The following is a 26,467-nucleotide window of genomic DNA, read 5'->3' as shown; positions in this document are numbered from 1 at the left end:
GGCGGTCAGGCTTGATCCCTCCGCGAGCCGGGCTGCCCGGAAACCCTTCGGTGGGCGCTCTCCGTCGTTTCGCTTGGAGAGATCAAGGGGGTACCTGGGGCGGCTTGAGTGACCGCTTCGGGTGCGAATCCACAGGCGTGACTGCGTGGGCGTGGTGGCCGTGGCGGCGGATCTCCCCAGTGTGGGGGAGTCGGCGGGTGTGGCGGGGCGGGACAATGGGTGCGTGAAGGTGCCGGGGGTGGTGCGGCCGCTGGTGCGGGGGAGCACCTGGCGGCGCGGGGTGTTCCTGCTGCTCGGCGGGGTGCTCGCGCTGCCGTACGCGCTGCTCGCGGCGACCTTCGTCCAAATGCTCGGCAACGACGGGGTGCCCCGGCCGGTGGGGTTCGGGCTGCTGCTGGTGGGTGCCGCGATCGCGGCGGTGCCGGTGTTCCTCGCCGGCAGCCGGGCGCTGGAGATCGCCGCCGCCCGGGCGCTGCTCGCGGTCGACCTGCCGGAACCGGCGGTGGGCCACCGGGTCGACCGGGAGACCCGGCTGCGCGCCGCGCTCTGGATCGCCCTGCACCTGGTCAGCGGCGGGCTGGTGCTGTTCGCGGCGATCAGCGCGTTCCCGATGGCGCTGGTGTTCCTCGCCGGCCAGTTCGGGCTCGACACCGGCGCGACCGCCGACGACGCCATCGGCCCGCTGAGCCCGGACAACCCGGTCGCGGCGGCGCTGGCCGGGGTGGCCGTGCTCGTCGGCCTCGGGTACGCGGTGGCCGGGCTGGGTGCGCTCGCCGCGTCGATGGCCCCGGTGCTGCTCGGCCCCTCGCAGGGCGAGCGGATCGCCGCCCTGGAGGCGCGGACCGCCCGGCTGGCCGAACGTAACCGGCTGGCCCGGGAGCTGCACGACTCGGTCGGGCACGCGCTGACCGTGGCCACCCTGCAGGCCGGCGCCGCCCGGGAACTGCTCGACGCCGACCCCGAGTTCACCCGGCGGGCGCTGTGCGCCATCGAGGAGACCAGCCGGCACGCGATGGACGACCTGGACCACGTGCTCGGGCTGCTCCGGGAGAGCGACGCCGAGCGGGCTCCCGTCGCGCCGCAGCGGACGCTCGGCCAGCTCGACCGGCTGGTCGCCGACACCCGGGCCGCCGGCCTGGCGGTGGACGCGCAGGTCAGCGGGGCGGTCGGCGGGCTGCCCGCGGTGGTGTCCCGGGAGGGCTACCGGATCGTGCAGGAGGGGCTGACCAACGCGGCCCGGCACGGCCGCGGCGCGGTGACGCTGCGGGTCGACGTACCCCCGGACGGTCTGGAGATCGAGCTGGTCAACGGCCTGCGCGGCCGGACCGGGCCGGGTGGCGGGGGGCGCGGCCTGGACGGCATGCGGGAGCGGGTGCTGCTGCTCGGCGGGCGGCTCGACGCCGGCCCCGACGGTGACCGCTGGCGGGTACGGGCCTCGCTGCCGGTGCCCAGGGGGGAGGCTGTGTGAGCATCGACGTGCTGATCGTCGACGACGACGAGTTGATCCGGGTCGGGCTGCGGGCGATCATCGACGCCCAGCCCGACCTGCGGGTGGTCGGTGAGGCGGCGGACGGCGCGGAGGTGCCGCCGCTGGTGGCGAAGCTGCGCCCCCGGGTGGTGCTGATGGACGTGCGGATGCCGGCCATCGATGGCATCCAGGCCACCCGGCGGTTGCTCGCCACCTCCGCCGACCCGCCCCGGGTGCTGGTGGTCACCACGTTCGCCAACGACGAGTACGTCTACGAGGCGCTGCGCGCTGGGGCCAGCGGCTTCCTGCTCAAGCGGGCCCGCCCGGCTGAGGTGGTGGAGGCGATCCGGGTGGTGGCGGCGGGGGAGTCCCTGCTCTTCCCGGCGGCGATCCGCCAGCTCGTCGGGGCGTACGGGGGCCGGGGCGGGGACGGGCTGCGCGCGGCGCGGCTCACCGAGCGGGAGGCCGAGGTGCTGCGCCTGATGGCCACCGGCCTGTCCAACACCGAGATCGCCGAGCGGCTCGTGGTCGGGGTGGAGACGGTGAAGACGCACGTCGGCAACGTCCTGGCGAAGCTGGGCGTCCGGGACCGGACCCAGGCGGTGATCGCGGCGTACGAGTCGGGCTTCGTGGTGCCGACCGGTTGACCGTCCCCCCGCCGGGGGAGCGGGTCCCTCCCGGCGCGGGAGGATCGCCGCGGCGGGTCCGGCGAGGGTGGAACCATGACCACCACATCGATGAAAATCGCGCCCCTGGCCGCCGGCTGGCTCGGCCTGTGGGGCGTGGTCGCCCTGATCGGCACGCTCACCGGTCGCGGCTACCCGTTCGGCACCCACGATTCGTTCGGCGAGGCCAGCCTGCTGCGGCTGCTGCCGGACCGGTACGGCCCGCCGGTCTTCGCCGCGGTGCTGCTCGGCGCTGCGGTCACCGCCCTGGCCATGGTCAACACCGCCCGCCCGTCCCGGCCGCTGCGGGCCCTTCTGCTCGGGTACGGCTGGGCCGTGGCGGCCGTGCTGGCCGTGGTGGTGCCGGACGTCCGGGTGCTGGTCATGCTCGGCTATTTGCCGATGCTGATCATCGGGGCGCCTTTCGGCTGGCCGCCGGTCGACTACTCGCGGATCTTCGACTGGACCCTCGCGGCGAAGTTCTCCGCCCTGGCCGCCGGGGTGCTGCTCGCCGCCGCCGTGCTGGCCTGGCAGCGGCGTACCGCCGGGGCCTGCGCGGCGTGCGGCCGGGACGGCGACGAGGCCGGCTGGACGACCCCGGCGGCCGCCGCCCGGTGGGGCCGGTGGGCGGCGTGGGTCGCCGCCGCGATTCCCCTGGTGTACGCCGCCACCCGGTTCGCCTGGGTGGTCGGCGTCCCGCTCGGCATCTCCCGGGAACTCCTCACCGACCTGCACGAGACGGGAGCGGTCTGGGCCGGGGCCGGCCTCGGGGCGTTCGCCACGGTCGGCGCGGTGCTCACCTTCGGCCTCGTCCAGCGCTGGGGTGAGGTCTTCCCGCGCTGGCTGCCCGGGCTGGGTGGCCGGCGGGTGCCGCCGCTGCTCGCCGTCGTCCCGGCCACCCTGGTGGCGATCGCGGTGACCGCCGGCAGCCTCGGCGAACTGGCCGCCCCCGCCTTCTGGCACCTCGGCCGGTTGAGTTCGGCAACCGCGCCGATGCTGCTGTGGCCGCTCTGGGGACCGGCGCTGGGCGCGGCCACCCTGGCGTACCACCTGCGCCGGCGCCGGGCCTGCGTCCGCTGCCGCCGGCCGTGGCCGGGTCCGATCCCCACGGCGTGATCCGGAAGTGGGCACGCGGTCACCCGGGCGAGATAGCGTTGGCCGGGTGACCGCACCCAACCAGGTTTCCCCGGTCCCGCCCACCGACCTGCCGGGCACGCTCGGCGCGCTGCGGGCGTCCGGACATCACTACCGCACGGTCAAGCAGGAGATCCGCGACAACCTCCTCGCCCGGATGCGTTCCGGCGCGGAGCGCTTCCCGGGCATCGTCGGCTACGAGGACACGGTGCTGCCGGAGGTCGAGCGGGCCCTGCTCGCCGGCCACGACATGGTGCTGCTCGGCGAGCGCGGCCAGGGCAAGACCCGGCTGATCCGCTCGCTGGGCGCGCTGCTGGACGAGTGGACGCCGGTGATCCCCGGCTCGGTGCTCAACGAGCACCCGATGCACCCGCTCACCCCGGCCTCCCGCGCGCTGGTCGCCGAGCGCGGCGACGAGCTGCCGATCGGCTGGCTGCACCGGTCGATGCGGTACGGCGAGAAGCTGGCCACCCCGGACACCAGCGTCGGTGACCTGATCGGCGACGTCGACCCGATCCGGCTGGCCCAGGGGCGTACCCTCGGCGACCCGGAGACCATCCACTTCGGACTGGTGCCGCGCACCAACCGCGGCATCTTCGCCGTCAACGAGTTGCCCGACCTGGCCGAACGGATCCAGGTGGCGCTGCTCAACGTGCTGGAGGAGCGGGACATCCAGGTCCGCGGCTACCAGCTGCGGCTGCCGCTGGACCTGCTGCTGGTGGCCAGCGCCAACCCGGAGGACTACACCAACCGGGGCCGGATCATCACCCCGCTCAAGGACCGCTTCGGCGCGGAGGTCCGTACCCACTACCCGGTCGACCTCGACCTGGAGCTGGCGCTGATCCGGCAGGAGGCCGACCTGGTCGCCGCCGTGCCCGAACACGTGCTGGAGGTGCTCGCCCGCTTCGCCCGCGCCGTCCGGGAGTCGCCATCGGTGGACCCGCGTTCCGGGGTCTCCGCCCGGTTCGCCATCGCCGCCGCGGAGACCGTCGCCGCGGCCGCGCTGCGCCGCTCCGGCCTGCTCGCCGCCGCGTCCGCCGAGGCGCCGGTGGCCCGCGTCGGGGACGCCGTCTCGGTGACCTCCACCCTGCGCGGCAAGGTCGAGTTCGAGAGCGGCGAGGAGGGCCGGGAGATCGAGATCCTGGGTCACCTGCTGCGGACCGCCACCGCCGAGACGTTCCGGGCCCGGCTGGCCGGGCTGGACCTGTCCGGGTTCACCGCGCTGGTCGCCGAGGGCGGCGAGATCGAGACCGGCGAGCTGGTCTCCTCCGCCGAGCTGCTGCGCCAGGTCGGCACCGTGCCCGGGCTGGCCAAGGCGCTCGACCGGCTCGGGCTGGGCGACGCGCCCACCCCGGAGGAGGCCGCCGCTGGCATCGAGTTCGTCCTGGAAGGGCTGCACCTGACCCGGCGACTCGGCAAGGACGTCACTGAGTCCGGGCGCACCGTCTACGGCGGCCGGGGCTGACCGTGGCCGGCAACCGGTTCCGGTACGGGCAGTGGCGCGGCGGGCCCGACCCGCTCGCCCCGCCGTACGACGTGCGGGCCGCCGTGGACGCGGTCGGCTCGGAGGTGCTCGCCGGGGGCAGCCTGCGGGAGGCGCTGCGCGACCTGCTGCGCCGTGGCCCGCAGGGCCGGGGCGGTCTCGACGAGCTGGCCGCCCGGGCCCGCCGGCTGCGCCGGGAGGCGCTGCGCCGGGGCGACCTGGACGGGGCGGTGACCCGGGCCCGGGCCCTGCTCGACCAGGCCCTCGCCGCGGAGCGGGAGGAGCTGCGCGGGCGGGACGACGACAGCGCCCGGTTCGCCGAGGCGGTGCTGGACAACCTGCCCCGCTCGACCGCACGGGCGGTCGAGGAGCTGTCCGGGTACGACTGGGCCAGCGACGAGGCGCGGCAGACGTACCAGCGGATCCTCGACGGGCTGCGCGGCGAGGTGCTGGAGCAGCGTTTCGCCGGGCTGCGGGACGCGGCGCGGGCGGCCGCCGACCCGGCCGCCCAGCGGCAGCTCGCCGAGATGATGCGCGACCTCAACGACCTGCTCGCCCGGCACGCCCGGTCCGAGGACACCACCGACGCGTTCGCCGAGTTCATGCGCCGGCACGGCGGGTTCTTCCCGGAACAGCCGAAGGACGTCGACGAGCTGGTTGACGTGCTGGCCCGGCGGGCGGCGGCCGGGGAGCGGCTGATGCGGTCGCTGTCGGACCGGCAGCGCGAGGAGCTGGCCGGGCTGATGCGCCAGTCGCTCGGCGAGCAGCTGGCCGGGGAGCTGTCGCAGCTCGACGGCCACCTGCGGGCGCTGCGCCCCGACCTGAACTGGCAGCGCGGCGAGCGGGTGCGGGGCGACCAGCCGCTCGGCTACGGCGAGGCGACCGGCGCGCTCGGCGAGATCGCCGAGCTGGACGAGCTGCTCGACCAGCTCGACCAGGAGCACGCGGGCGCCACCCTGGACGACGTCGACGTCGAGGCGGTGGCCCGGACGCTGGGCCGGGACGCCGCCGACGACGTACGCCGGCTGCAGGAGCTGGAACGGGAGCTGCGCCGGCAGGGGTGGGTGACCCGGGACGCGGACGGGCTGACGCTCAGCCCGAAGGCGTTGCGCCGGCTCGCCGGTACCGCCCTGCGGCGGGTCTTCGCCGACCTCACCGCCGGCCCGCGCGGCCAGCACGACCTGCGTTCGGCCGGGGCGGCCGGCGAGGTGAGCGGCGCGTCCCGGCAGTGGGAGTACGGCGACGAGCAGCCCCTCGACGTGGTGCGCACCCTCACCCGCGCCGTACGCCGGGCCGGCCCGCAGGTGCCGGTGCAGCTCGCGGTCGAGGACTTCGAGGTGGTGGAGACCGAGCGACGGGCGTCGGCGGCGGTCGCGCTCTGCGTCGACCTGTCGTACTCGATGATCTCCCAGGGGCGCTGGGGGCCGATGAAGCAGACGGCGCTCGCCCTGTCGCACCTGATGGCGACCCGCTTCCCGCAGGACGCGCTGCAGATCATCGGCTTCGGTCTCGAGGCGACCACGCTGAGCCAGCAGGAGTTGGCCGCCGTCGAGCCGGACATGCGGCAGGGCACCAACCTCCAGCACGCGCTGCGGCTGGCCGGCCGGCACCTGCGCCGGCACCCGGGCGCCGAGCCGGTGGTGCTGGTAGTGACCGACGGCGAGCCCACCGCGCACCTGGATCCGGAGGACGGCGAGGCGTACTTCCACTGGCCGCCGCTGCCGGAGACCATCGAGGCGACCGTCCGGGAGGTCGACAAGCTCACCCGGTACGGCGCCACGCTGAACCTGTTCATGCTCGGCGACGACCCAGGCCTGCGCCGCTTCGTCGACGCGGTCGCCCGGCGTTCGAAGGGCCGGATGTTCACCCCCGATCTCGACGACCTCGGCGAGTACGTGGTCTCCGACTACCTGCGTGCCCGCCACGGTCGCCGCTGATCCGCCGCACTGTCGCCCCCGTCGCGGTCGCCGGAAATGGTGACGACCTCGGCGGGGGCGTGCAGTACGCTCGCGCCCATGTTCCACCCGCGTAAGTCCTAGCTGCCCGGCCCCGGCACGCGGGTGGAGTCTGCCCTTTTCCGGGTGGCTCCGCGGTGCACGAACCCCTCCCCCTGGCTCAGGTCCTCGGTGGGAGCCGCGTGTCTGTCGACCGTTCTGGCAGCGCGCCGCATGGCGCATCATCGTCGACAGGACTTCACCATGGACATCCTCAACCCGGCCCGGCCGCGGAGCCTCTGGCAGCACGGGGACTTCCTCCTGCTCCTCGGCGGCCGGCTCGTCTCCCAGCTGGGTGATCAACTGCAGTTTCTCGCGCTGCCGCTCCTGGTGGTGGCGTTGACCGGCTCGGCCACCCAGGCCGGCCTCGTCCTCGGCTTCCAGACCATCGTGTTCCTCGTGTGCGGCCCGGTCGCGGGCGCCCTGGTCGATCGTTGGGACCGCAAGGCAACCATGATCATCTGCGACCTCGGTCGCGGCCTGCTCACCGCCACCGTCCCGGTCGCGGCCGCGCTCGGCGTGCTGGAATTGCCCCAGCTCTACGTCGTCGCGGCCCTGACCGGGGTGTTGAGCACCCTGTTCACGGCGGCGAACAGTTCGGCGTTGCCGAACATCGTCGGCACGGCGGAGCTTCCCGCCGCGCTGGGTGCGGTCGGAGCCATGTCCAACGGGCTCCGGATCGCCGGCGCGTCCGTGGCGGGCGCCGCCTACGCCCTGGGCCGCGTCGTACCGTTCGCGTTCAACGCCGTCTCGTTCCTGATCTCCGCGGTCTCGCTGCGCGCCATCCGCGCCGAGTTCCAGGAGCAGCGGAACGAGGGGCCCGCCTCGCCGCGGCGACTGCTGACCGACACCCGGGAAGGCCTGGCGTGGCTGTGGCGCCGACCCGTCATCCGGGTGCTGGCGCTGCTGGATGCCGGGGACAGTCTGCGCTACGGTGCCGGCTACCTGCTGATCATCATGCTGGCCCGCGAACTGCACGCGACCCCGGCCCAGATCGGCATCGTGTTCAGCGGCGCCGGGGTCGGCGCGCTGCTGGGCAGCCTCGCCGCTGCGCCGCTGGCCCGACGCTTTCCGCTGGGCCGCCTGTCGATCGTGATGCTGTGGGCGGAAGGGCTGGCGTTCCCCCTGTACGCGGTGGCCCCGACCTGGTGGCTCCTGCTGGTCGTCGCGTTCGCCGAGTCGGTGGTCGCACCGATCTACAACGTCGCCCTCGACACCTACCGGCTCACCGTGACCCCGGACGCGCTCCGGGGCCGGGTGACCGGTGCGATCAGTACGCTGACCACCGGGGCCTCCGCCATCGGCGCCATGGCCAGCGGCGCCCTCATCGCCCTGCACGGCGCGCGGACGCTGACGTACGTCCTGGCCGGCTGGCTCGTGCTTCTCGCGCTCGTCGCCACGACGAGCCGTACGGTCCGCCACGCGCGGGCGACCGCCTGAGTACAACTCCCCGGGGCCGGTCGACCGCCGGCCCCGGGCGGCGGCATGATCCGTCCGCGTGCCCGGCCTGCCCCCGGTGATCGACTCGTACTGCGGCAATTCGCGGCGTCGGGGCTGCTGATCAGGGCGTTTTGCGGCAGGTGGAGTGAATCGTCGGCGGGTTGGCGCCGACAGGTCGCCGAACGTGCGGATGTCCGGGGCGGTCGCATACCGTCACATCGGCGATGTCGCGTTCCATCAGGCGAGCGCCGCCTTCGCCGGCCCGACCGGTGATGCATTATGAGGTGAATGTCCGGCCGTGGTCGGGACGTCTACCCGTGGGTGGAACGCTCTGACGGTCACCGGGGTCGGGAGACGTGCATAGCGTTCCACCGACCGGCCGACGGCGCGGGGTGGGCTGGGTGCTGATGGGGTGCGGTGTCCGGTTCGAGGGTGTGACCGGCGGCATCCGGTGGCCGGAATCGTGGGCGGGCGGGGGTCGTTGTATCCCCGTGAACGGCCGAGGAAGACCGGCCCGCGCCATCGGGACGACGAGCCGCCCAGCCGGGTGGCCGGCCCCCGGGAATGATGGTGGGTCGCCGGTAGTTACACATGGTCCCGGCGCCGCGAAGCGGCCGAGCCCCGCGTGCCGGATCCCCCTTAAGACTTTTCCCCCTTGTTCTTGTAGCGCCTGACGGTGCTTGCGCACCCGCCGACCCCCATCGGCGTGCGTGCGCCAACCCCCGAATGGAGCTTTCCCCCATGGACACGATCTTCCGTAAGAGCGTTCTTGGTGTTGCTGGTCTGGCTTTCACCGGTGGTGTGTTCGCCGGTCCGATCGCCGCTCACGCCGACGCCCGCCCCGTCGAGGGCAAGCCCGCCGCCGTCGCGGTGCAGGCCGACAAGCCTGACGCCGGGAAGCTGATCCCGCATGGTGTGCAGGGCGCGCAGTCGCACATCAATCTGAACGATGAGCAGGTCGCGAACGCGAAGGCGATCATCGCGGCGACGAAGAAGGCGGGTCTGCCGGAGCGGGCCGCGGTGATCTCGATCGCCACGAGTCTGCAGGAGTCGAAGCTGGAGAACCTGGGCCACCTCGGCGACGCCAACGATCATGACTCGCTGGGCCTGTTCCAGCAGCGCCCCTCCAGTGGTTGGGGTACGCCGGAGCAGATCACGAACCCCGAGTACTCGACCCTGGCGTTTGAGAAGGGTCTGAAGCAGGTCGACGGGTGGCAGGACATGCCGCTGACCCAGGCCGCGCAGACCGTGCAGGTCTCGGCCTACCCGGACGCGTACGCGCAGTGGGAGCAGCAGGCCGCCGACCTGGTCGCCCAGCACTGGAACAGCTGACACACACACCTGAGCAACACGCTGGCCGGCACCCCGAACACGGGGTGCCGGCCAGTGGCATTTCCACTCCTGCGAATCGCAACTTGCCGAGATCGCCGCAGGTGCTCGGACCCCGTCCGGGTGAACCGGCCCGGGTAGTCCCGGTGCGGTCGTCGGGCGCGGGAGTTGGATTCGGGCATGGACGAGGTGGACGCCGCGGAGCTGCGGCGGGCGTACGAGGCCGTGCTGGCGGAAGTGGACGCGGGCGGGTTCGGCCCGCCCGAGGACGGTGAGCTGAGCGCCGAGCAGATCGTCGCGCACCTGGCCGCCAACGACGAGCTGATGAGCGAGGCGACCGAGGCGGTGCTGGCCGGGTCGCCGTTCGCGTACTACGACCTGGAGACGATCCACCGGCCGCAGCTCGACGCGCTGGTCTCCGAGTGCGGTGGGCTGGACGGGCTAGCCGCCCTGCTCCGGGCCACCAGCCAGAAGCTCTGCACCCTGGCCGAGCGGCTCGGCCCCGCCGCGGAGACCCCGGTCGACACCGTCCTGCGGGAGGGCTTCGACCTGGACGTGGACGAGTCGTTGCCCTGGGGTCGGGCCCTGGACCTGCACGCTCGGGTCCACCTGCCCATGCACCTGGCTCAGCTGCGCGCCCTGCGCCGGCAGCCGCACCTCGCCTGACCCCACCGGACTTCCGGGCGGATCTCGGCGGAGTGTGGCCGGCCGTCCGCGGACCGGCAGCGGACGCAGGGAACCGGTCGGCACCCCGCCCTCGCCAAGGCAGCCACCCGAACGCCCGACCGAAGGAACCGGCAGCACCAGGAAGCGGCCGCCCTCGCCGCACCGGCACCGGCAGTCGCCGGTGGGGCGCCCGTCAGCGGGACGCCGCCTCGGGGGCCCGCCGGAAGGTCCGCCGGTAGGCGCTGGGTGCCACCCCGACCCGCTGGTGGAAGTGCTGCCGGAAGGCGGTCGTGGTGCCGAAGCCGGCCCGCCGGGCGATCTGGTCGACGGTCAGGTCGGTGGTCTCCAGTAGCAGCCGGGCGTGCTCGGTGCGCTGCTGGATCAGCCACTGCGCCGGGCTGAGCCCGGTCTCTGAGCGGAAGTGCCGGGTGAAGGTGCGTACGCTCATCCGGGCGTGCGTGGCCAGGTCGCGCAGGGCGACCGGCTCGTGCAGCCGCTGCCGGGCCCATTCCCGGGTGGCGGCGGTGCCGGTCTCCGCGGCCCGGGGCACCGGGCGCTCGATGTACTGGGCCTGGCCGCCGTCCCGCCACGGCGGCACCACGCAGCGGCGGGCGGCCCGGTTGGCCACCTCGCTGCCGTGGTCCTTGCGGATGACGTGCAGGCACAGGTCGATGCCGGCGGCCACCCCGGCCGAGGTGAGAACCTCCCCGGTGTCCAGGAAGAGCACCTCCGGGTCGAGGTCGACGTCGGGGTGCAGCCGGCGGAACCGGTCCGCGTACGCCCAGTGGGTGGTGGCCGGGCGGCCGTCGAGCAGGCCGGCGGCGGCCAGCACGAACGCGCCGGTGCAGATGGACATGATCCGTACGCCCCGGGCGTGGGCGGCCCGCAGCGCCGCCCCCACCTCGGGGTCCAGGGTCCCGTCGGTCATCGCCGAGCCCCCGTGCACCCCGGGGACGACCACCGTGTCCGCCCACTCCAGCAGCTCCAGCCCGTGCTCGGGGAGCACCTGGAAGCCGGCGGTGCTGCGCACCGGACGGCCGCCGGGGGTGCAGGTCTCGACGGTGTAGAGGGGTGTGAGGTCCTCGGTGCGGGCGCAGCCGAACACCTGGGCCGAGGTGCCCAGGTCGAGGCCGACCACGTGGTCGAGAGCGAGCACCGCGATCCGGTGCGGGACGAACGTCATGGCCCGATTATTGCGCATGCTGGCTTTCCGGCCACTCGTCGCGCGGCCGGTCGGGCCCGAGACTCGGGAGCGTGATCCGACACCGTCTGCATCCGGCCTGGCTCGTGGCCGGCGTCTCCTTCGTCGCGCTGGTCGGCGCGGCCGGCTTCCGCGCCACCCCGGGGGTGCTGCTGCACCCGCTGCACGCGGAGTTCGGCTGGCCGCTCGCCACCATCTCGGCCGCCGTCTCGGTCAACCTCATGCTCTACGGGCTCACCGCCCCCTTCGCCGCCGCGCTGATGGACCGCTTCGGCATCCGCCGGGTGGTCGCCGTCGCGCTGGTGCTGGTGGCCCTCGGCAGCGGACTGACCGTGGCGATGACCGCGAGCTGGCAGCTGATCCTCTGCTGGGGCGTCCTGGTCGGTCTCGGCACCGGCTCGATGGCGCTGGCCTTCGTGGCGACCGTCACCGGGCGCTGGTTCGTCCGCCGCCGCGGCCTGGTCACCGGCGTGCTCACCGCCGGCGGGGCCGCCGGGCAACTGGTCTTCCTCCCGCTGATCGCCGTGCTGGTCCGCGACCACGGCTGGCGGGTGGCGGCGCTCGTCGTCGCCGGAGCCGCGCTGGCCGTCGTACCCCTGGTGGTGTGGCTGCTGCGGGAGCACCCGGCGGATCTCGGTCTGCCCGCCTACGGCGCCGACGAGGTGGCGCCGCCGACCCCGCCGGCCGGCGGAGCGGCGGCCCGGGCGGTCGGCGCGCTCACCGCCGCCGCGCGGACCCGGCCGTTCTGGTTGCTCGCCGGCGGGTTCGCGATCTGCGGCGCGACCACCAACGGCCTGGTCGGCACCCACTTCGTGCCGGCCGCGCACGACCACGGCATGCCGGAGACCACCGCCGCCGGCCTGCTCGCCCTGGTCGGCCTCTTCGACATCGTCGGTACGGTCGCCTCCGGCTGGCTCACCGACCGGGTGGACAGCCGGCTGCTGCTGGGCGCCTACTACGCGCTGCGCGGCGCCTCCCTGCTGGTGCTGCCGAGCCTCTTCGCCGGCTCCGCGCAGCCCAGCATGCTGGTCTTCATCATCTTCTACGGCCTGGACTGGGTGGCGACCGTGCCGCCGACCGTGGCGCTGTGCCGGGAGTGGTTCGGCGCGTCCGGTGCGGTGGTCTTCGGCTGGGTCTTCGCCGCACACCAGGTCGGCGCGGCCCTCGCCGCGACCGGTGCCGGCCTGGTCCGCGACCGGCTCGGCGACTACGCGATGGCCTGGTACGCGGCCGGCGCGCTGTCGATCGGGGCGGCCGGGCTCTCGCTGCTGCTGCGCCGCCGGGCCGACGAACCGTCGTTCGTGGTGCCCGTCGCCGCCGGCCGGGCCTGGAGCTACCGGGGCTGACGTCAGCCGTCAGCCGACCGCCCACTGCTGCTCGGGGCCGCCCGTGCAGGGTGCCTGGACGAGCTTGGTGCCGGGTTGGGTGCCGGCCCCCTCCGCCTGTGCGCACTTGCCGCTGTGCACCGCAACCAGCAGCACCACGCCCGGGCCGACGGGCTGCAACCGCCACTGCTGGTTGCCCTGCCCCTGGCAGGCGAACTGCTGAAGCTTGGCGCCGTCGTCGGTGCTGCCGGCCTCGACGTCCAGGCACTGGCCGTAGGCGGCCACGGTGAGCGCGAACGCGTCCGGGGCGAGCTGGCTGGCCGTCCACTGCTGCTCCGGCCCGCCGGTGCAGGGGGCGAGTTGCGCCTTGGCCTGCTGCTGGTCGCTCTCCAGCCCGAGGCAGAGCCCCGACGGCACCGAACGGAACACCTTCGGCCCGGCGGGCGGGGCGGGCGGGGTGGTCGCCGCAGGCGTCGGCGACGGGGCGGCCGGTGTGGTCGGTGCCGCCGCCGTCGTGGGCGCGGCCGCGCTCGAACCGCTCGCCGCGGGAGTCGGCACGGCCGCCGCCGGCACCACCGGCCGCTCGCCGCCGCCACCGAGCACGCCGGTGGCGAAGAAGAGCCCCAGGAGTACGCCGACCGCCGCCACGCCCAGCGCGATCCGCATCAGCGGGTCCTGCGGCAGGCCGGGACGGCCCGGGCGGCGGGCGCCGTAGACGGTGCCGGGTGGGTCGGTGTGCGGCTCGGCCATGGGGGCATCCTGAACCACCGGGTCCGTCGAGGGCCAGCCGCCTCGACGGAGCGTGACTCAGTCGACGACCTTCACGTCCTTCCAGAACGCCACCCGGTCGCGCACCATCTCGGCGTCCGGCTTCGGCTCCGGGTAGTACCAGACGGCGTCCTCGCTGGTCCGGCCCGCGTGTTCGAGGGTGTAGTAGGAGGCGGTGCCCTTCCACGGGCAGACCGTGTGGGTGGCGGAGTCGCGGATCAGGTCATCCCGCAGCGCCGTACGGGGGAAGTAGTGGTTGCCCTCGACCACCACGGTGTCGTCACTCTCCGCGATGACCAGGTCGTTCCAGACGGCTTTCGGCATGCCCCTCACGCTATGCCGGTCCGGCCCCGTACGGCCACTGGTCAGCGGGCGGGCTCCGGGTCGGTGACGTCGGCCACGGTGGCGTCCAGAGTGGCGATGGCGCGGTCCGCGTCGACCGCCACCGCCACCCCGTGCTCGCCCGCGCCCAGGGTGATCTCCCGGCCGCGCAGCCGCTCGTCGGCGACGACCGGCCAGGCGGTGGTCGAGCCGAACGGGGTGATGGTGCCCCGCTCGTAGCCGGTGGCCGCCTTCGCCGCCGCCGCGTCCGGCATGGACATCCGGCTCACCCCGAGCAGCGCGCGCAGCTTGGGCCAGGAGATCACCCGGTCGCCGGGGGTGAGCACGAACAGATGGTCGTCCTCGCCGCGCCGGACCACGATGGTCTTGACCACGTCGGGCACCTCGACGCCGCGGGCCCGCGCCGCCTCGGCGAGGCTGCGGACCGGGCCGTGCCGGATCACCCGGTACGGCAGTCCGGCGGCGTCGAGGGCGGTGAGGGCGGGGGAGGACATGCCCGCCACGGTAACGCGGCCGTCGCACGCCGGACGCGAAACCGCCACTGTGGTCGTCCCACGAATTGTCGTACCCGGGCGTAAGGTCATCTCATGCACGCTGTCCGTGATCATGAACGGGCGGTGGACACGCTGCGGCGCTCGTACGCCGCGGTGCCCGCCGGGGAACCCGTACGGCTGGCCAAGCAAACCTCCAACCTGTTCCGTCCCCGATCCGCGCCCCGTGCGCCGGGGCTGGACGTAAGCGGTCTCACCGGGGTGCTCGCCGTCGACCCGGCGGCCCGCACCGCCGACGTGCAGGGCATGTGCACCTACGAGGACCTGGTCGACGCGACCCTGCCGCACGGGCTGATGCCGCTGGTGGTGCCGCAACTGCGCACCATCACGCTAGGCGGCGCGGTGACCGGGCTGGGCATCGAGTCCACCTCGTTCCGCAACGGCCTGCCACACGAGTCGGTGCTGGAGATGGACGTGCTCACCGGCTCCGGCGAGATCGTCACCGCCCGGCCCGAGGGGGAGCACGCGGACCTGTTCCGGGCGTTCCCCAATTCGCTCGGCAGCCTCGGCTACGCCACCCGGCTGCGCATCGAGCTGCAACCGATCGGCCGGTACGTGGCGCTGCGCAACATCCGGTTCACCCGCCTGGAAGAGCTGACCGACGCGATCGGTGAGGTGATCGCCAAGGGCTCCTGGGAGGGCGACCCGGTCGACGCGATGGACGGGGTGATGTTCAGCCCGGGTGAGGCGTACCTGGTGCTGGGCACGTTCACCGACGACGGCGTCGGCGGCCCCAGCGACTACACCGGCCAGGACATCTACTACCGGTCGCTGCGCCGGCGCACCCGGGACGTGCTCACCGGGTATGACTACCTCTGGCGCTGGGACACCGACTGGTTCTGGTGCTCGGCGGCCTTCGGCGTGCAGCACCCGGTGGTCCGCCGGCTGTGGCCCCAGCGCTACCGGCGCAGCGACTTCTACCACCGCCTGGTCCGGCTGGAGCACCGGCACCAGGTGGCCGCGCGGATCGACCGCTGGCGGGGCCGCCCGGCCCGGGAGCGGGTGGTCCAGGACGTGGAGATCCCACTCGACGGCACGGCGGACTTCCTGCGCTGGTTCGCGCGGAACGTCGGTATGAATCCGGTCTGGCTGTGCCCGCTGCGGCTGCGGGAACCGGCCGGCCCGGGATCGGCCCGGGCCTGGCCGCTGTATCCCCTCCAGCCCGGCGAAACCTATGTGAACATCGGATTCTGGGGGAGCGTGCCGATCGCCGAGGGCGCCGCGGACGGCGACGTCAACCGGGCGGTGGAGCGCGCGGTGTCGGAGGCGGGCGGACACAAGTCGCTCTACTCCGACGCGTACTACGAACGGGACGAGTTCGACCGGCTCTACGGCGGCGACGTCTGGAGCGCCGTGCGGGACCGGTACGACCCGGACCACCGGCTCACGGGACTCTATGAAAAGGCGGTGGCACGACAGTGAGCTTGATCGACCGTGAGAAGGGGGCCGCCGGCGCCCCGTCCGGCCCGCCGGCGGGGGGCCGGCGTACCGGCCCGACCGTCGCCGACGTGGTGCGCGCCGTCACCACCGGTGACCTGCCCATCCGCATCACCGGCTACGACGGCAGCGCGGTCGGTCCGGCCGACGCCGGGATCACCCTGGACATCCGCACCGAGCGGGGGCTGTCCTACCTGCTCACCGCCCCGGGCGACCTGGGCATGGCGCGGGCGTACGTGAGCGGCGACCTGGGGCTGGAGGGCGTGCACCCGGGCGACCCGTACGAGGCGTTCAAGGTGCTCAAGGACGAGTTGCACCTGCGCCTGCCGTCGGTGAGTGAGGCGCTGGCCCTGGTGAAGGGGCTGGGCCGGGAGCGGCTCATGCCGCCGCCGCCCCCGCCGCAGGAGGCGGCGCCGCGCTGGAGGCGGGTGATGAACGGGCTGCGCCACTCGCGGACCCGGGACAGCAGCGCCATCTCCCACCACTACGACGTCTCGAACGCCTTCTACGAGAAGGTGCTCGGCCCGTCCATGACGTACACCTGCGCGGTCTTCCACAGCCCCGACGACACGCTCGAGGAGGCGCAGCGGGCCAAGTACGACCTGGTCGCCGGCAAGCTGGCGCTCAAGCCGGGGATGCGGCTGCTCGACGTCGGCTGCGGCTGGGGTGGCATGGTCCGGCACGCCGCCCGCGAGTACGGCGTCAAGGCGCTCGGGGTGACGCTGTCCAAGGCGCAGGCCGAGTGGGCGCAGGCGGCCATCGAGCGGGAAGGGCTCGGGGACCTGGCCGAGGTGCGGCACCTGGACTACCGGGACGCCCCGCGCGAGCAGTTCGACGCCATCTCCTCGATCGGCCTGACCGAGCACATCGGGGTGCGCAACTACCCGGCGTACTTCGGCGCGTTGCGCAGCCGGCTCAAGCCGGGCGGCCGACTGATGAACCACTGCATCACCCGGGCCGACAACCGCGCCCCGCACCGCTCCGGCGCGTTCATCGACCGGTACGTCTTCCCCGACGGCGAGCTGGCCGGGCCGGGCCGGCTGATCAGTGAGATCCACGACGCCGGGCTGGAGGTGCACCACGAGGAGAACCTGCGCCAGCACTACGCGCTGACCCTCGCGGGCTGGTGCCGCAACCTGGTCGAGCACTGGGACTTCTGCGTGAACGAGGTCGGGCCGGGCACCGCCCGGGTCTGGGGCCTCTACATGGCCGGCTCGCGGATGGCCTTCGAGCGCAACGAAATCCAGCTGCACCAGGTGGTCGCCACGCACAACGGGCCGCAGGGGGTCAACGGCTACCCGCTGCGTCCCGACTGGACGCCCTGACCGGCTGACCGGCGACGAAAGGCCGCGCGGATCGCGCGGCCTTTCGTCGAACCCATTGACAAAGAAGTTTTGTACGTACAAACTGATTTTTGCCATGAGAGACGTCCTGTACCTGGAAGAACGCGAGCAGGCCGAGACCCTGCTCAAGCCGCAGCGCATCGAAGTGCTGCGGCAGCTCGCCGAGCCCCGCACCTGCACCGAGGTCGCCGCCCGGCTGGACCAGACGCCGCAGCGCGTCTACTACCACGTCAAGCAGCTGGTCGCGGCCGGCCTGGTCGAGCAGGTCTCGGCCCGCAAGGTGCGCGGCATCAGCGAGGGCATCTACCAGGCCGCCGCCCGGTCGTACTGGCTCTCCCCACGACTGGTGGGGCGCATCGGAGGTGTCCGCCGGGCCCGCGACGAGCTGAGCCTGGGCTACCTGCTCGACCTCATGGAGGAGGTCCAGGCCGACATCGCGGCGCTGGACCGCACCGCGCCGGAGCTGCCCTCGATCGGGGTGTCCGGCGAGATCAGAGTGCCGGCCGAGCGCCGGCAGGAGTTCCTGCACGACCTGCAGACGACGCTGCAGGACCTGTTCACGCGCTACGGGGGCGCGGAGGGGGATGCCTTCAAACTCGCCGTGGCGTGCTACCCGAAAGGTGACGACCGTGAGTGAACCGCTGACCGTCCGCGTCCGCCTCGCCGCCCCCGTGGACGCCGTGCGCCACGCCCTGACCGACCCCGCCGAGCTGCGCATCTGGCTCGCCGAGCACGCCGAGGTCGAGCTGCCGCACCGGTACGAGTTCTGGGGCCGCTACACCCCGGAGGGTGACGCCCCGCACCAGCGGCTGCTGCACGCCGACGAGCGCACCCTGCGCTTCGCCTGGACGCTCGACGGCGTGGAGACCACCACCGAGTTCGAACTGGCGCCGGACGGGGACGACACCCTGCTCACCCTCCGGCAGAGCCACTTCGACTTCGCCGAGGCGATGAGCGGCAGCACCATCCGCGGCGTGCTGCAGACCTTCTGGGCCCTGTCGATCGCCAACCTCGCCAACCGCCTGGAGGGCCGGCCGCTGCTGCCCCGTACCGACTTCACCTCGGCCGACCTGCGCGCCGAGCTGACCATCGACGCCCCGGCGGACCGGGTCTGGACCTCGCTGACCGACTCCGAGCAGGCCAGCGCCTGGTTCGGCTACCCGATCGGGATCGAGCCCTGGGTCGGCGGCCGGTACGCCATGGGCGGCTTCGAGACCGGGTACGCGGCCAAGGTGGTCGACCTGGACCCCGGCCGGAAGATCTCCGTCGACTGGGGACCCGTCGGGGTCAGCACCTGGGAGCTCGCCGAGTCCGACGGCCGGACGAAGCTGACCATGGTGCAGAGCGGATTCGACGAGGGCAACCCCCCGTACGCGGCGTGGTGCGGCAACGTCGCCGGGCTGTTCGAGCTGCGCCGCTTCCACGAGATGGCCGACTGGCAGCCGATCTGGCTCTCCGAGGAGCTGCCGACCAGCGCCTGAGCCCGACCGATCCCGTCCCTGCCGCCGGCACCGATTCCGACGGCAGGGACGGCGTTCGTGGCACACCGGGTTTCCACAGGTAGGGCACAAGGCGGCCGCAGGTCCCCGCGCGACGGTGGAGGCATCACCGAACCGAGGAGGACCCATGACCGCCGTCGTCGACCTGACCACCCCCACCGTCGCCGTGCTCGGCGACGCCACCCGGGTCACCGGGCTCGCCCGCCAGCTGCCCGCCTCGTGGCGCGTGCTGCGCACCCCCGACGTCGAGTACGTGCAGCCCGGCGAGCTGGTGCTGCTGGTCTGCCCGGACCCGGCGGCCGTCGGACGGGTGCATCGCCGGCTGCCGGCCGGGTGCCCGCTGGCGGTCCTGGTCGAGCAGGACGCCCCCGCCGCGACCATCGCCGACGTGCTTCAGGCCGGCGCCGAGGTCTGCGTCCGGGCCGGCTCCACCACCATCCTGGCCGGCCATCTCATCGCCTGTCAGCGGAGGCGCGCCCGACCGCCGTCTCCGCTCGTCCCGGCAGAGCGGCACGCCGTCCTGGCCGCACCCCGGCCCGAAGCCGGCCCGGCGGTGACCCGATGACCGACATGATGAGCCGCCCCACCGCCCACCCCGACGACCAGCTCGTTCCCGGCCCCGACGAGTGGCCGGGCTGGCCGTCCGCGGCGGACGGACCCCTGATTCCTCCGCCGGACGGCCCGGCCACCGCGGCCCGCACCGAGTCGTACCGGTGGCGGCGCCGGCTGGGCGCGGGCGGCATCGCGCTCGCCCTCATGCTGGGCGGCGGCGCGTCCGGCGCCCTCGCGGTGGACCGGCTGGCCGGCGGCGGCAGCACCACGACGGCGGTGCGGGTGACGCCGGCCGGCGCGATCGACACCCTCTCCGGGGTCGTCGGCGCCGTGTCACCGAGCATCGTCACCGTCACCGCGGCCGGCACCTCGGGCACCAGCCTCGGCTCGGGCATCGTCCTGGACAAGGACGGGCTGATCCTGACCAACGCGCACGTGATCGAGTCGGGTGGCCGGTTGAGCGTGCAGCTCGCCGACGGGCGTACCGCCGCGGCCACCCTCGTCGGCCGGGACACCAGCGCGGACATCGCGGTGCTGCGGGCCGACGGCCTCTCCGGCCTGACGCCGGCCACCCTCGGCAGCGACGCCACCGTGCGGGTGGGCGACACGGTGCTGGCCTTCGGCAGCCCGCTCGGTCTGGCGGGAACGGTCACCTCGGGCATCGTCTCCGCGCTCGACCGCTCGGTCGACAACATGAGCGGCCTGATCCAGACCGACGCGGCGATCAACCACGGCAACTCCGGCGGCGCGCTGGTCGACACCGCCGGGCGGGTGGTCGGCATCAACGTAGCCATCGCCACCACCGGACAGGACGAGGGCAGCATCGGACTCGGCTTCGCCATCCCGATCGACACCGTCCGCACCGTGGTCGACCGGCTCACCAACGGATCGACCGGCTGATGGAAGGACCCGGGCGGGTGGCGTCGTGCCACCCGCCCGGGTTCCCGCGGCGGTGCTCCGCCTACTTCACCGGCTGGCCCGGCGGCACGGTCAGGATGAGGAGCTGGCCCTTCTCGACCAGCTCCGGGTCCGTGGACCGGGTGTGGTTCTGCACGTCCAGCAGGTACTTGCCGGCACCGAGGAACGGCGCCGGGATGATGCCCGAGGACTCCTCGTCGTTGGTCTCGAAGTACGCGCCGTCGGCGAGGAAGCGCTGCGGGTCGTGGTCGGCGATCCGCCGCACCGCGCCCGAGGCGATGTCGAACTGGTAGACGCCGGCCAGGTAGACCTGGTTGCCCGGGTCCTCCTGGATGAGCACCTGGCCGCGGTCGTTGACGGTGATGTTGTCCATCATCTTGGGTCCGCCGGACTGGTCGGCCGGGCCCTCGAGCACCATCGTGACGGTGCCGCCCTTGGTCGGGTCGGTCACGTCGTTGAACCGCAGCCGCCACAGCCGGCTGTGCTTGGTCATGCTGGCGGTGGTGGCGAAGTAGAAGTCCCCGGGGTTGTTCGGGTCCCAGGCGCCGTCCTCGGGCCGGTCGAACCCGGTGCCGCCGGTGGAGGCCAGCGTGAAGGGCAGCGGCCCGTTGGTCCACGAGGTGGTGCTGTCCTCCGCCGCCATGCCCGGCACGGCGATGGTGTAGCTCTGGCCGCCGGTGAGGCCGGCCTTCTCCACCGGGTTCCCGGTGGTCTTCTTGTCACCGACGTAGACCGTGACCGTGCCGGCGCCGCCGTCGCTGGTGCCGATCACGACGGTCTTGTCGCCGGTGGCCGGGTTGGCGACGACGTTCTCCCAGCTGGCGGTGCCCATGCCGGCCAGCTGGTAGGTCTCGCCGGTGTCGACGACGTGACCGAAGGCCCGGCCGCCGGTCGTCTCCTCACCGTTGGTGAAGATGCGACCGTCGTAGCCCTTGCCGGTGGCCGGGTTGAAGTACGCGGTCCGGGCGGCGAGGTCGGCCGAGCAGAGCCGGTTCAGCGCCGCGCCGGGGGTGTCGACGTACTGGCCGTTGTTGGACAGGAAGACCTTGCGGATCAGGTCGCTGCCCGACAGGACCCGCAGGGTGTCCTTGTCGACCACCCACTTGGAGACGAAGGCGCCCTTGCCGCCGTGCGCCCGGGCGATGCCCGCGTTGTTGGCGAACTCGTGATTCATCAGGACGGTGAAGGTGCCGTCGCCGTTGTCGTACGCGCCGAGACCGTCGGGGGTGCCGGCCATCCGGTAGCCGCCGACCGAGTCGCCGGTGGTGAGCACCGAGGTCAGCGTGACGCCCGGCGTGTGGCGGACGAGGTAGGGCGCGTCGCTGCTGCTCGGGCCGGTGGCACCGCCCGGCGCCGCCGACGCGGGGCTCCCGGCCGCCACGGCAGCCGCTGCGGCGATGGCGGCGGCGGACAGCCGGCGCTTGGACAGGATGTGCATCGTTGCTCCTCCTAGCGGAGTGTCCGCGACCGCGGACCCGCCGCGACGCTACGAGGGCGAGGTGAAGCAGCCGGCGGTCAGTGTTGACCGTCGGGTGAACAACGCGCCCGTCCCGCCCCAACAGCGGGCTGCCGGCTGCCTGTTCGTCCAGGTCAGCGCTCACCCGGCCGGACCAGGCCGCTCTCGTACGCGTACACGACGGCCTGCACCCGGGTGCGCAGGTCCAGCTTCATGAGCACCCGGGAGAGGTGGGTCTTGACCGTCGCCTCCCCGAGGAAGAGCCGACCGCCGATCTCGGCGTTGGTGAGCCCTTCCGCGACCAGGCGCAGCACGTCGAGTTCGCGGGCGGTCAGCTCAGCCAACCGGTGGGGACGGGGGCGGGCCGGTTCCGGTAGCGCGGCGAAGCCGCGGATCACCCGGAGGGTGACCGCCGGATCGAGCAGTCCACGCCCCGCCGCCACCGAACGGACTCCCTCGACGAGCTGCTCCGGCGGGGAGATCTTGAGCAGGAAGCCGCTCACGCCGGCTCGGAGCGCCGCCGCCACGTGCTCGTCCTCGTCGAACGTCGTCAGGATGATGATCTTCGTGTCGGGTGCCGCCGCGAGCAGCCGCCGGGATGCCTCCAGACCGTCCACGCGCTGCATGCGGATGTCCATCAGCACCACGTCCGGCCGGGTACGGGTGACCAGGTCGACCGCCTGGTCGCCGTCGGACGCCTCGCCCACCACGGTGATGCCGGGTTCGCCGCTGAGCACCATCCGCAGGCCGACCCGGACCATCGCCTCGTCGTCGACCAGCACCACCGAGATTTCCATCCTCGACCCCCTACCGGCCGGGCGCCGCGAAGCGCGCCCGCACCACGTATCCGCCGTCGGGCAGTGGCCCGGCGTCGAACGATCCGCCGAAGAGCGCCACCCGCTCGCGCATCCCCACCAGGCCGTGCCCGCCCCGGCCCGGGCGTGCCCGACCCGGTGGGGGATGGCCGGGCTCGTTCACCACCGACACGGCGACCCCGTCCCGGAGGTAGGAGATGGCCACCGCCGTGGGCGCGGGACCGGCGTGACGCAGCACGTTGGTGATCGCCTCCTGAAGCACCCGGTACGCGGAGGTGTCCAAGCTGCGCGGCAGCGGCACCGGCTCGCCCTCCACCGTCAGCCGTACCGGCAGGCCCGCCCGCCGCACCTCGGCCAGCAGGGCCTCGGCGCGGGCCAGCGTGGGTTGCGGGGCCTCACTCCCGGCCGTACCGCTCTCGCGCAGGATGCCCACCAGCCCGCGCATCTCCTCCACCGACTGCCGGCCGAGGCGTTCCAGGCCCAGCACGATCTCCTGCTGCTCCGGACGGTCGGCCAGCTGTCGGCGTAGCCCACCCAGCTGCAACGTCATCACGCTGACCGAGTGCGCGACGGCGTCGTGCACCTCACGGGCGATGCGCGCCCGTTCCTGGACCACCGCCGCCTGGGCGTTGGCCTCGCGTTCGGCCTCCAGCGCGGCGGCCAGGTCCGCGAGCTGGGCGGCACGAGCGGCGTTGTTGCGGGCGAGCAGCCCCAGGAACCAGCCCGGCAGCAGGATGGCGGGGACGAACAGCAGTTCCCAGGAGGGTTTTCCGGTGACCACCGAGGTGAGGGCGAGGGCGACGGCACCGGCACCGAGCGCGGCCGACGAGCGCCGCGGTGGCTCCCGCCAGCCGACCCAGCCCACCACCCCGATCAGTCCGATCATGGATGCTCCGCCCGGCCCGTCGGCACCGAGCAGCGCCCCGACGGGGTAGCAGCCGGCGGCGAACGCCGTGCCGGTGAGCGGGAACCACCGCGCGAGGACGATCCCGCCGCCGAGGAGCACGCCCGAGACCCAGGTGGCGACCGCGGCGTCCCCGAAGAACGGGTCCAGGGCGGTCTCCACGACCGCGAGCAGGCCGATCAGCGGCCCGAGAACGAGCGGGATGAGGCCGGGATCGCGCAGCCGGACGAGGGTCATGGTGGGCACTGTAGGTGGCGGATCCGCCGCTGCCGTCCGCCGTGCGGTGGACACCGGCCGGCCCCGGGTCCACCGTTCGGTGCGCCCGAGTCGGCCGCGGATCCCCTGGTCGGGCGGCCTCGATCGGTACGCCGCGACGGACGCGCCCGACCCCCGGCGCCCGGCATCGTCAGCACCGACATGACGACGGCCGCCCCGGTGCGGCCCGTGACAGGGAGCGACGATGACAAGCAACATCGACACCGCAGGTCCGACCCTCGACCAGACGGTCACCGGCGGCGAGGGCCACGGCCGCAACGTGCTGCGCCGGCTCGGCGCGGGCGCGCTGGTCGGCGGCCCGGCCCTCTTCCTCGCCGGAATGCTGACCTGCCCGCCGCAGGCCAGCGAATCGACCGCCGACTACGTCACCTCGCTCGCCCGCGACAGCGGGCAGACCCAGCTGTCCGCGATCCTGCTGCACTACGGCACGCTGGTCAGCGCGCTGGGCCTGCTCGCGGTGCCCGCGCTGGTCCGCGGCGCGCGGGGTCGGGTGCTCACCCTGGTCGGCGCGCTGCTCGCCGCGATCAGCCTCCTGAACATCTCCGGCGCGGTGAAGGACGACTGGTGGCGGATGGAGATCGGCCAGCGGTTGCCGCTGGAGGCGGCCGTGCGCATCTCCGACGCGGTCGACGGTGCCAGCCTGCTGCCGCTGTGGCGTGGGACGAGCATGTTCGCCCAGGTCGGCCTGCTGCTGATCTGCGTCGGCCTGGCGCGTGCCGGAGTTGTCGGCTGGTGGATGACGTTCGCGTTCGTGGGCACGTTCGCGGCCGTCATGTTCATCCCGGTGCACCTGACCCTGGTCATGGGCGCGGTGTTCTCCCTGCTGCTGCTGCCGCTGGTCGTCGCCGGCGTCCGGATCGCCGCACGGGAGCGGGAGCAGGTCAGCTGAGGCCGGGGCGTCAGCGGTCCACCTCGGCGGCCCGGCGCAGCAGGACACGGCGTTCCGGCTCGGAGCGGACCGCGTCCGCGGCCGCCCGGAACAGCGCCGCGCCGCGTACCCGGTCACCGAGGCGGGTGGTCAGCTCGGCCTCGGCGGCCAGCGCGGGCGGGTAGTCGTCCAGGGCGCCGCCGGCGCGGGCCTCGGCGAGCAGGTCCAGCCCGACCCCGGGGCCGTACGCGTAGCCGTGCGCCACCGCCCGGTTGAGCCGGATCACCGGGGTGAGGCGACGCCGGGCCAGTTCGTCGTAGCAGCCGGCGATGGTCGGCCAGTCGGTCTGCGCGGCGGTCGGCGCGGTGGCGTGACAGGCGGCGATGCGGGCCTGCAGCGCGTACGGGCCGTCACCGGCGCGGTCGAGCAGGGCGACGCCCTCGGCGATGGCCTGCCGGTCCCAGCGGGTGCGGTCCTGCTCGTCGAGGGTGAGCGGGTTGCCGTCGGCGTCGCGGCGGGCGGCCCGGCGGGAGTGGTGCAGCAGGAACAGGGCGAGCAGCCCCGTGACCTCCGGCTGCTGCGGCATGAGCGTGTGCAGCAGCCGGGCCAGCCGGACCGCCTCGGTGGCGAAGGCGGGTTCGCCGTCGGCGTCGTACCCCCGGGTGAAGAGCAGGTAGAGCACGGCCAGGACGCCCGGCAGCCGCTCGACCAGCGCGGGCCCGGTCGGCACCCGGTACGGCACGCCGGCGGCGGCGATCCTCGTCTTGGCGCGGGTGAGCCGGCGGGTCATCGTCGACTCGGTGACCAGGAAGGCGCGGGCGATGTCGGCGGTGGGCACCCCGGCCACGGTGCGCAGGGTCAACGCGACCCGGGCCTCCAGGGCCAGTGCCGGGTGGCAGCAGGTGAAGATGAGCCGGAGCCGGTCGTCCACCACGTCCCCTCCCGTCGGCGGCGGCTGCTGCGGGTCGGTCAGCAGGGCCAGCTCGCTCAGCTTGCGGCGTTCCACGGCGGCCCGGCGCAGCACGTCCACGGCCCGGTTCCGGGCGACGGTCATCAGCCAGCCGCCCGGATTGTCCGGCACGCCGTCCCGGGGCCAGCGTTCCAGCGCCGCCGCGAGGGCTTCCTGCGCGCAGTCCTCGGCAAGGGTCCAGTCGCCGGTGACGCGGATCAGGGCGGCCACGATCCGCGGGTACGCCTCGGTACCCGCTGCGGCGACCGCCCCGGCCGCGTCCGTCACCGGGTCAGTCCACCAGGGGACGCAGCTCGATCCGGCCCCCGTACGCCATCGGGTGGGCGCGGGCCACCTCGATCGCCTCGTCGAGGTCGGCGCACTCGAGCAGGTCGAAGCCCACGATCACCTCCTTGGTCTCGGCGAACGGGCCGTCGCTGAGCAGCAGCTCCCCGTCGCGGACCCGGACCGTGGTGGCCGCCGACGGCGGCGCGAAGACGCTGCCCGTGACCCGCTGGCCGTTGGCGTCCCGCTCGGCCACCCACTTCTCGATGTCGGGCGCGGCATCCGGGTCGCGGTCCGGCTCGGTGTCGGTGCAGACGAACATCATGTACTTCATCGGTTCTCTCCCTCGGTCGTGTCTTCATCCAGCCTGACGAACGGGGCTCGCACAACCGGACAGCCGCCGGCGGAAAAATTCGTGGGTGTGCGCCGAGCCCGGCCGGGGTACTGCCGGGCGATGTTCTTCATCTTCGGGCTCCGGACCAAGGTAGTCCGGTCCGGCGTCGTCACCGAGGTCTGCCGCCACTGCGGCAACCAGGCGGCCCAGGTCATCACCCGGCGGGCCACGAAGTTCTCGCTTTTCTTCATCCCGCTGATCCCGGTGCGCACCCGCTGGACGAAGCAGTGCACCGTCTGCGGCGCCCAGTACGACGTCTCGCGGGCCGAGGCCGAGCGCCTCCCGGTCGGCTGAGCATGGCCCGATTCCTGTGCTGGCTGATCGGCCGCCAGCCGGTCACCCCGCCGCCCGCCCCGGTGCACACCGTCTCCCGCCCGCCCTGCACGCCCGGCCGCCGGCACCGCC

General features: G+C 73.7%; 26 protein-coding genes. 17 read left to right on the top strand and 9 right to left on the bottom strand.

The window, feature by feature from the left end:
- Positions 1-223 precede the first annotated feature (223 nt).
- The 8 genes from ACWEVO_RS01050 to ACWEVO_RS01015 all read left to right on the top strand — a co-directional run bounded on the left by ACWEVO_RS01050 (position 224) and on the right by ACWEVO_RS01015 (position 10,179).
- The gene (locus tag ACWEVO_RS01050) at positions 224-1,468 is read left to right on the top strand and encodes a sensor histidine kinase (RefSeq protein WP_452305515.1); all 1,245 of its coding nucleotides are present in this window, start codon (positions 224-226) and stop codon (positions 1,466-1,468) included.
- Positions 1,465-2,115 (top strand): response regulator, encoded by a 651-nt coding sequence (locus tag ACWEVO_RS01045; RefSeq protein ID WP_452305514.1) that lies wholly within the window; start codon positions 1,465-1,467, stop codon positions 2,113-2,115. The genes ACWEVO_RS01050 and ACWEVO_RS01045 overlap by 4 nt, the downstream gene beginning before the upstream one ends.
- Positions 2,116-2,190: 75 nt before the next feature.
- Positions 2,191-3,249, top strand: a complete 1,059-nt coding sequence (locus tag ACWEVO_RS01040) for a hypothetical protein (RefSeq protein WP_452305513.1) — start codon at positions 2,191-2,193, stop codon at positions 3,247-3,249.
- 46 nt (positions 3,250-3,295) lie between these two features.
- Complete coding sequence (locus ACWEVO_RS01035; protein ID WP_452305512.1) at positions 3,296-4,732, top strand: magnesium chelatase; 1,437 nt, start codon at positions 3,296-3,298, stop codon at positions 4,730-4,732.
- A 2-nt stretch (positions 4,733-4,734) separates the two neighbouring features.
- A complete protein-coding gene (locus ACWEVO_RS01030; protein ID WP_452305511.1) occupies positions 4,735-6,687 on the top strand; it encodes a VWA domain-containing protein in 1,953 nt (650 codons plus the stop codon).
- 261 nt (positions 6,688-6,948) lie between these two features.
- A complete protein-coding gene (locus ACWEVO_RS01025) occupies positions 6,949-8,184 on the top strand; it encodes an MFS transporter (protein WP_452305510.1) in 1,236 nt (411 codons plus the stop codon).
- A gap of 741 nt (positions 8,185-8,925) precedes the next feature.
- Complete coding sequence (locus tag ACWEVO_RS01020) at positions 8,926-9,516, top strand: hypothetical protein (protein WP_452305509.1); 591 nt, start codon at positions 8,926-8,928, stop codon at positions 9,514-9,516.
- 186 nt (positions 9,517-9,702) lie between these two features.
- Positions 9,703-10,179 carry a hypothetical protein gene (locus ACWEVO_RS01015; RefSeq protein WP_452305516.1) on the top strand — a complete coding sequence of 159 codons (477 nt, stop codon included), beginning with the start codon at positions 9,703-9,705 and terminating at the stop codon, positions 10,177-10,179.
- A 193-nt stretch (positions 10,180-10,372) separates the two neighbouring features.
- On the opposite strand, the gene ACWEVO_RS01010 is transcribed toward ACWEVO_RS01015, so the two are convergent.
- The gene (locus ACWEVO_RS01010; RefSeq protein ID WP_452305508.1) at positions 10,373-11,380 is read right to left on the bottom strand and encodes a GlxA family transcriptional regulator; all 1,008 of its coding nucleotides are present in this window, start codon (positions 11,378-11,380) and stop codon (positions 10,373-10,375) included.
- 53 nt (positions 11,381-11,433) lie between these two features.
- Between ACWEVO_RS01010 and ACWEVO_RS01005 the strand changes: the two genes are divergently transcribed.
- Complete coding sequence (locus ACWEVO_RS01005) at positions 11,434-12,726, top strand: MFS transporter (protein WP_452305507.1); 1,293 nt, start codon at positions 11,434-11,436, stop codon at positions 12,724-12,726.
- Positions 12,727-12,735: 9 nt separating this feature from the next.
- On the opposite strand, the gene ACWEVO_RS01000 is transcribed toward ACWEVO_RS01005, so the two are convergent.
- From ACWEVO_RS01000 to ACWEVO_RS00990, 3 genes are read right to left on the bottom strand one after another with little or no spacing between them, the layout of a single operon-like run.
- Positions 12,736-13,455, bottom strand: a complete 720-nt coding sequence (locus ACWEVO_RS01000) for an RICIN domain-containing protein (protein WP_452305506.1) — start codon at positions 13,453-13,455, stop codon at positions 12,736-12,738.
- A gap of 57 nt (positions 13,456-13,512) precedes the next feature.
- Positions 13,513-13,797: a DUF427 domain-containing protein gene (locus ACWEVO_RS00995; protein ID WP_452305505.1), complete on the bottom strand. Its 285-nt coding sequence runs from the start codon at positions 13,795-13,797 to the stop codon at positions 13,513-13,515.
- A 41-nt stretch (positions 13,798-13,838) separates the two neighbouring features.
- Positions 13,839-14,309: an aminoacyl-tRNA deacylase gene (locus ACWEVO_RS00990; protein ID WP_452305504.1), complete on the bottom strand. Its 471-nt coding sequence runs from the start codon at positions 14,307-14,309 to the stop codon at positions 13,839-13,841.
- A 93-nt stretch (positions 14,310-14,402) separates the two neighbouring features.
- On the opposite strand from ACWEVO_RS00990, the gene ACWEVO_RS00985 reads away from it, so the two are divergent.
- The 6 genes from ACWEVO_RS00985 (at position 14,403) to ACWEVO_RS00960 (ending at position 20,097) form a co-directional block, all read left to right on the top strand.
- Positions 14,403-15,788: an FAD-binding oxidoreductase gene (locus ACWEVO_RS00985; protein WP_452305503.1), complete on the top strand. Its 1,386-nt coding sequence runs from the start codon at positions 14,403-14,405 to the stop codon at positions 15,786-15,788.
- A complete protein-coding gene (locus ACWEVO_RS00980) occupies positions 15,785-17,128 on the top strand; it encodes a class I SAM-dependent methyltransferase (RefSeq protein WP_452305502.1) in 1,344 nt (447 codons plus the stop codon). Before ACWEVO_RS00985 ends, ACWEVO_RS00980 begins: the two co-directional genes overlap by 4 nt.
- A gap of 94 nt (positions 17,129-17,222) precedes the next feature.
- Positions 17,223-17,783, top strand: coding sequence for a helix-turn-helix domain-containing protein (locus ACWEVO_RS00975; RefSeq protein WP_452305501.1), 561 nt, complete (start codon positions 17,223-17,225; stop codon positions 17,781-17,783).
- Entirely contained in the window at positions 17,776-18,627 is an 852-nt protein-coding gene (locus tag ACWEVO_RS00970) for an SRPBCC domain-containing protein (RefSeq protein ID WP_452305500.1), read from the top strand. Before ACWEVO_RS00975 ends, ACWEVO_RS00970 begins: the two co-directional genes overlap by 8 nt.
- A 145-nt stretch (positions 18,628-18,772) precedes the next feature.
- The gene (locus tag ACWEVO_RS00965; protein ID WP_452305499.1) at positions 18,773-19,210 is read left to right on the top strand and encodes a hypothetical protein; all 438 of its coding nucleotides are present in this window, start codon (positions 18,773-18,775) and stop codon (positions 19,208-19,210) included.
- Complete coding sequence (locus ACWEVO_RS00960) at positions 19,207-20,097, top strand: S1C family serine protease (protein ID WP_452305498.1); 891 nt, start codon at positions 19,207-19,209, stop codon at positions 20,095-20,097. The genes ACWEVO_RS00965 and ACWEVO_RS00960 overlap by 4 nt, the downstream gene beginning before the upstream one ends.
- Before the next feature lie 61 nt (positions 20,098-20,158).
- Here the strand turns inward: ACWEVO_RS00960 and ACWEVO_RS00955 are convergent, their stop codons facing one another.
- The 3 genes from ACWEVO_RS00955 to ACWEVO_RS00945 all read right to left on the bottom strand — a co-directional run bounded on the left by ACWEVO_RS00955 (position 20,159) and on the right by ACWEVO_RS00945 (position 23,527).
- Complete coding sequence (locus ACWEVO_RS00955) at positions 20,159-21,553, bottom strand: hypothetical protein (RefSeq protein WP_452305497.1); 1,395 nt, start codon at positions 21,551-21,553, stop codon at positions 20,159-20,161.
- Between the two features lie 152 nt (positions 21,554-21,705).
- Complete coding sequence (locus ACWEVO_RS00950) at positions 21,706-22,368, bottom strand: response regulator (RefSeq protein ID WP_452305496.1); 663 nt, start codon at positions 22,366-22,368, stop codon at positions 21,706-21,708.
- Positions 22,369-22,378: 10 nt separating this feature from the next.
- Positions 22,379-23,527: a sensor histidine kinase gene (locus ACWEVO_RS00945; RefSeq protein WP_452305495.1), complete on the bottom strand. Its 1,149-nt coding sequence runs from the start codon at positions 23,525-23,527 to the stop codon at positions 22,379-22,381.
- A gap of 223 nt (positions 23,528-23,750) precedes the next feature.
- On the opposite strand from ACWEVO_RS00945, the gene ACWEVO_RS00940 reads away from it, so the two are divergent.
- Positions 23,751-24,455: a hypothetical protein gene (locus ACWEVO_RS00940; RefSeq protein WP_452305494.1), complete on the top strand. Its 705-nt coding sequence runs from the start codon at positions 23,751-23,753 to the stop codon at positions 24,453-24,455.
- Positions 24,456-24,465: 10 nt separating this feature from the next.
- Here ACWEVO_RS00940 and ACWEVO_RS00935 read toward each other — a convergent pair whose 3' ends face one another.
- Complete coding sequence (locus tag ACWEVO_RS00935) at positions 24,466-25,671, bottom strand: RNA polymerase sigma factor (protein WP_452305493.1); 1,206 nt, start codon at positions 25,669-25,671, stop codon at positions 24,466-24,468.
- Between the two features lie 4 nt (positions 25,672-25,675).
- Complete coding sequence (locus ACWEVO_RS00930; RefSeq protein WP_452305492.1) at positions 25,676-26,002, bottom strand: YciI family protein; 327 nt, start codon at positions 26,000-26,002, stop codon at positions 25,676-25,678.
- Positions 26,003-26,083: 81 nt separating this feature from the next.
- Between ACWEVO_RS00930 and ACWEVO_RS00925 the strand changes: the two genes are divergently transcribed.
- Positions 26,084-26,356 (top strand): zinc-ribbon domain-containing protein, encoded by a 273-nt coding sequence (locus ACWEVO_RS00925; protein WP_452305491.1) that lies wholly within the window; start codon positions 26,084-26,086, stop codon positions 26,354-26,356.
- Positions 26,357-26,467 lie beyond the last annotated feature (111 nt).

It is taken from the genome of Micromonospora sp. NPDC003776 (assembly GCF_053605645.1).
Note: the sequence above shows the minus strand (reverse complement) of the source record. Positions and strands in the feature narration are given on the sequence as shown.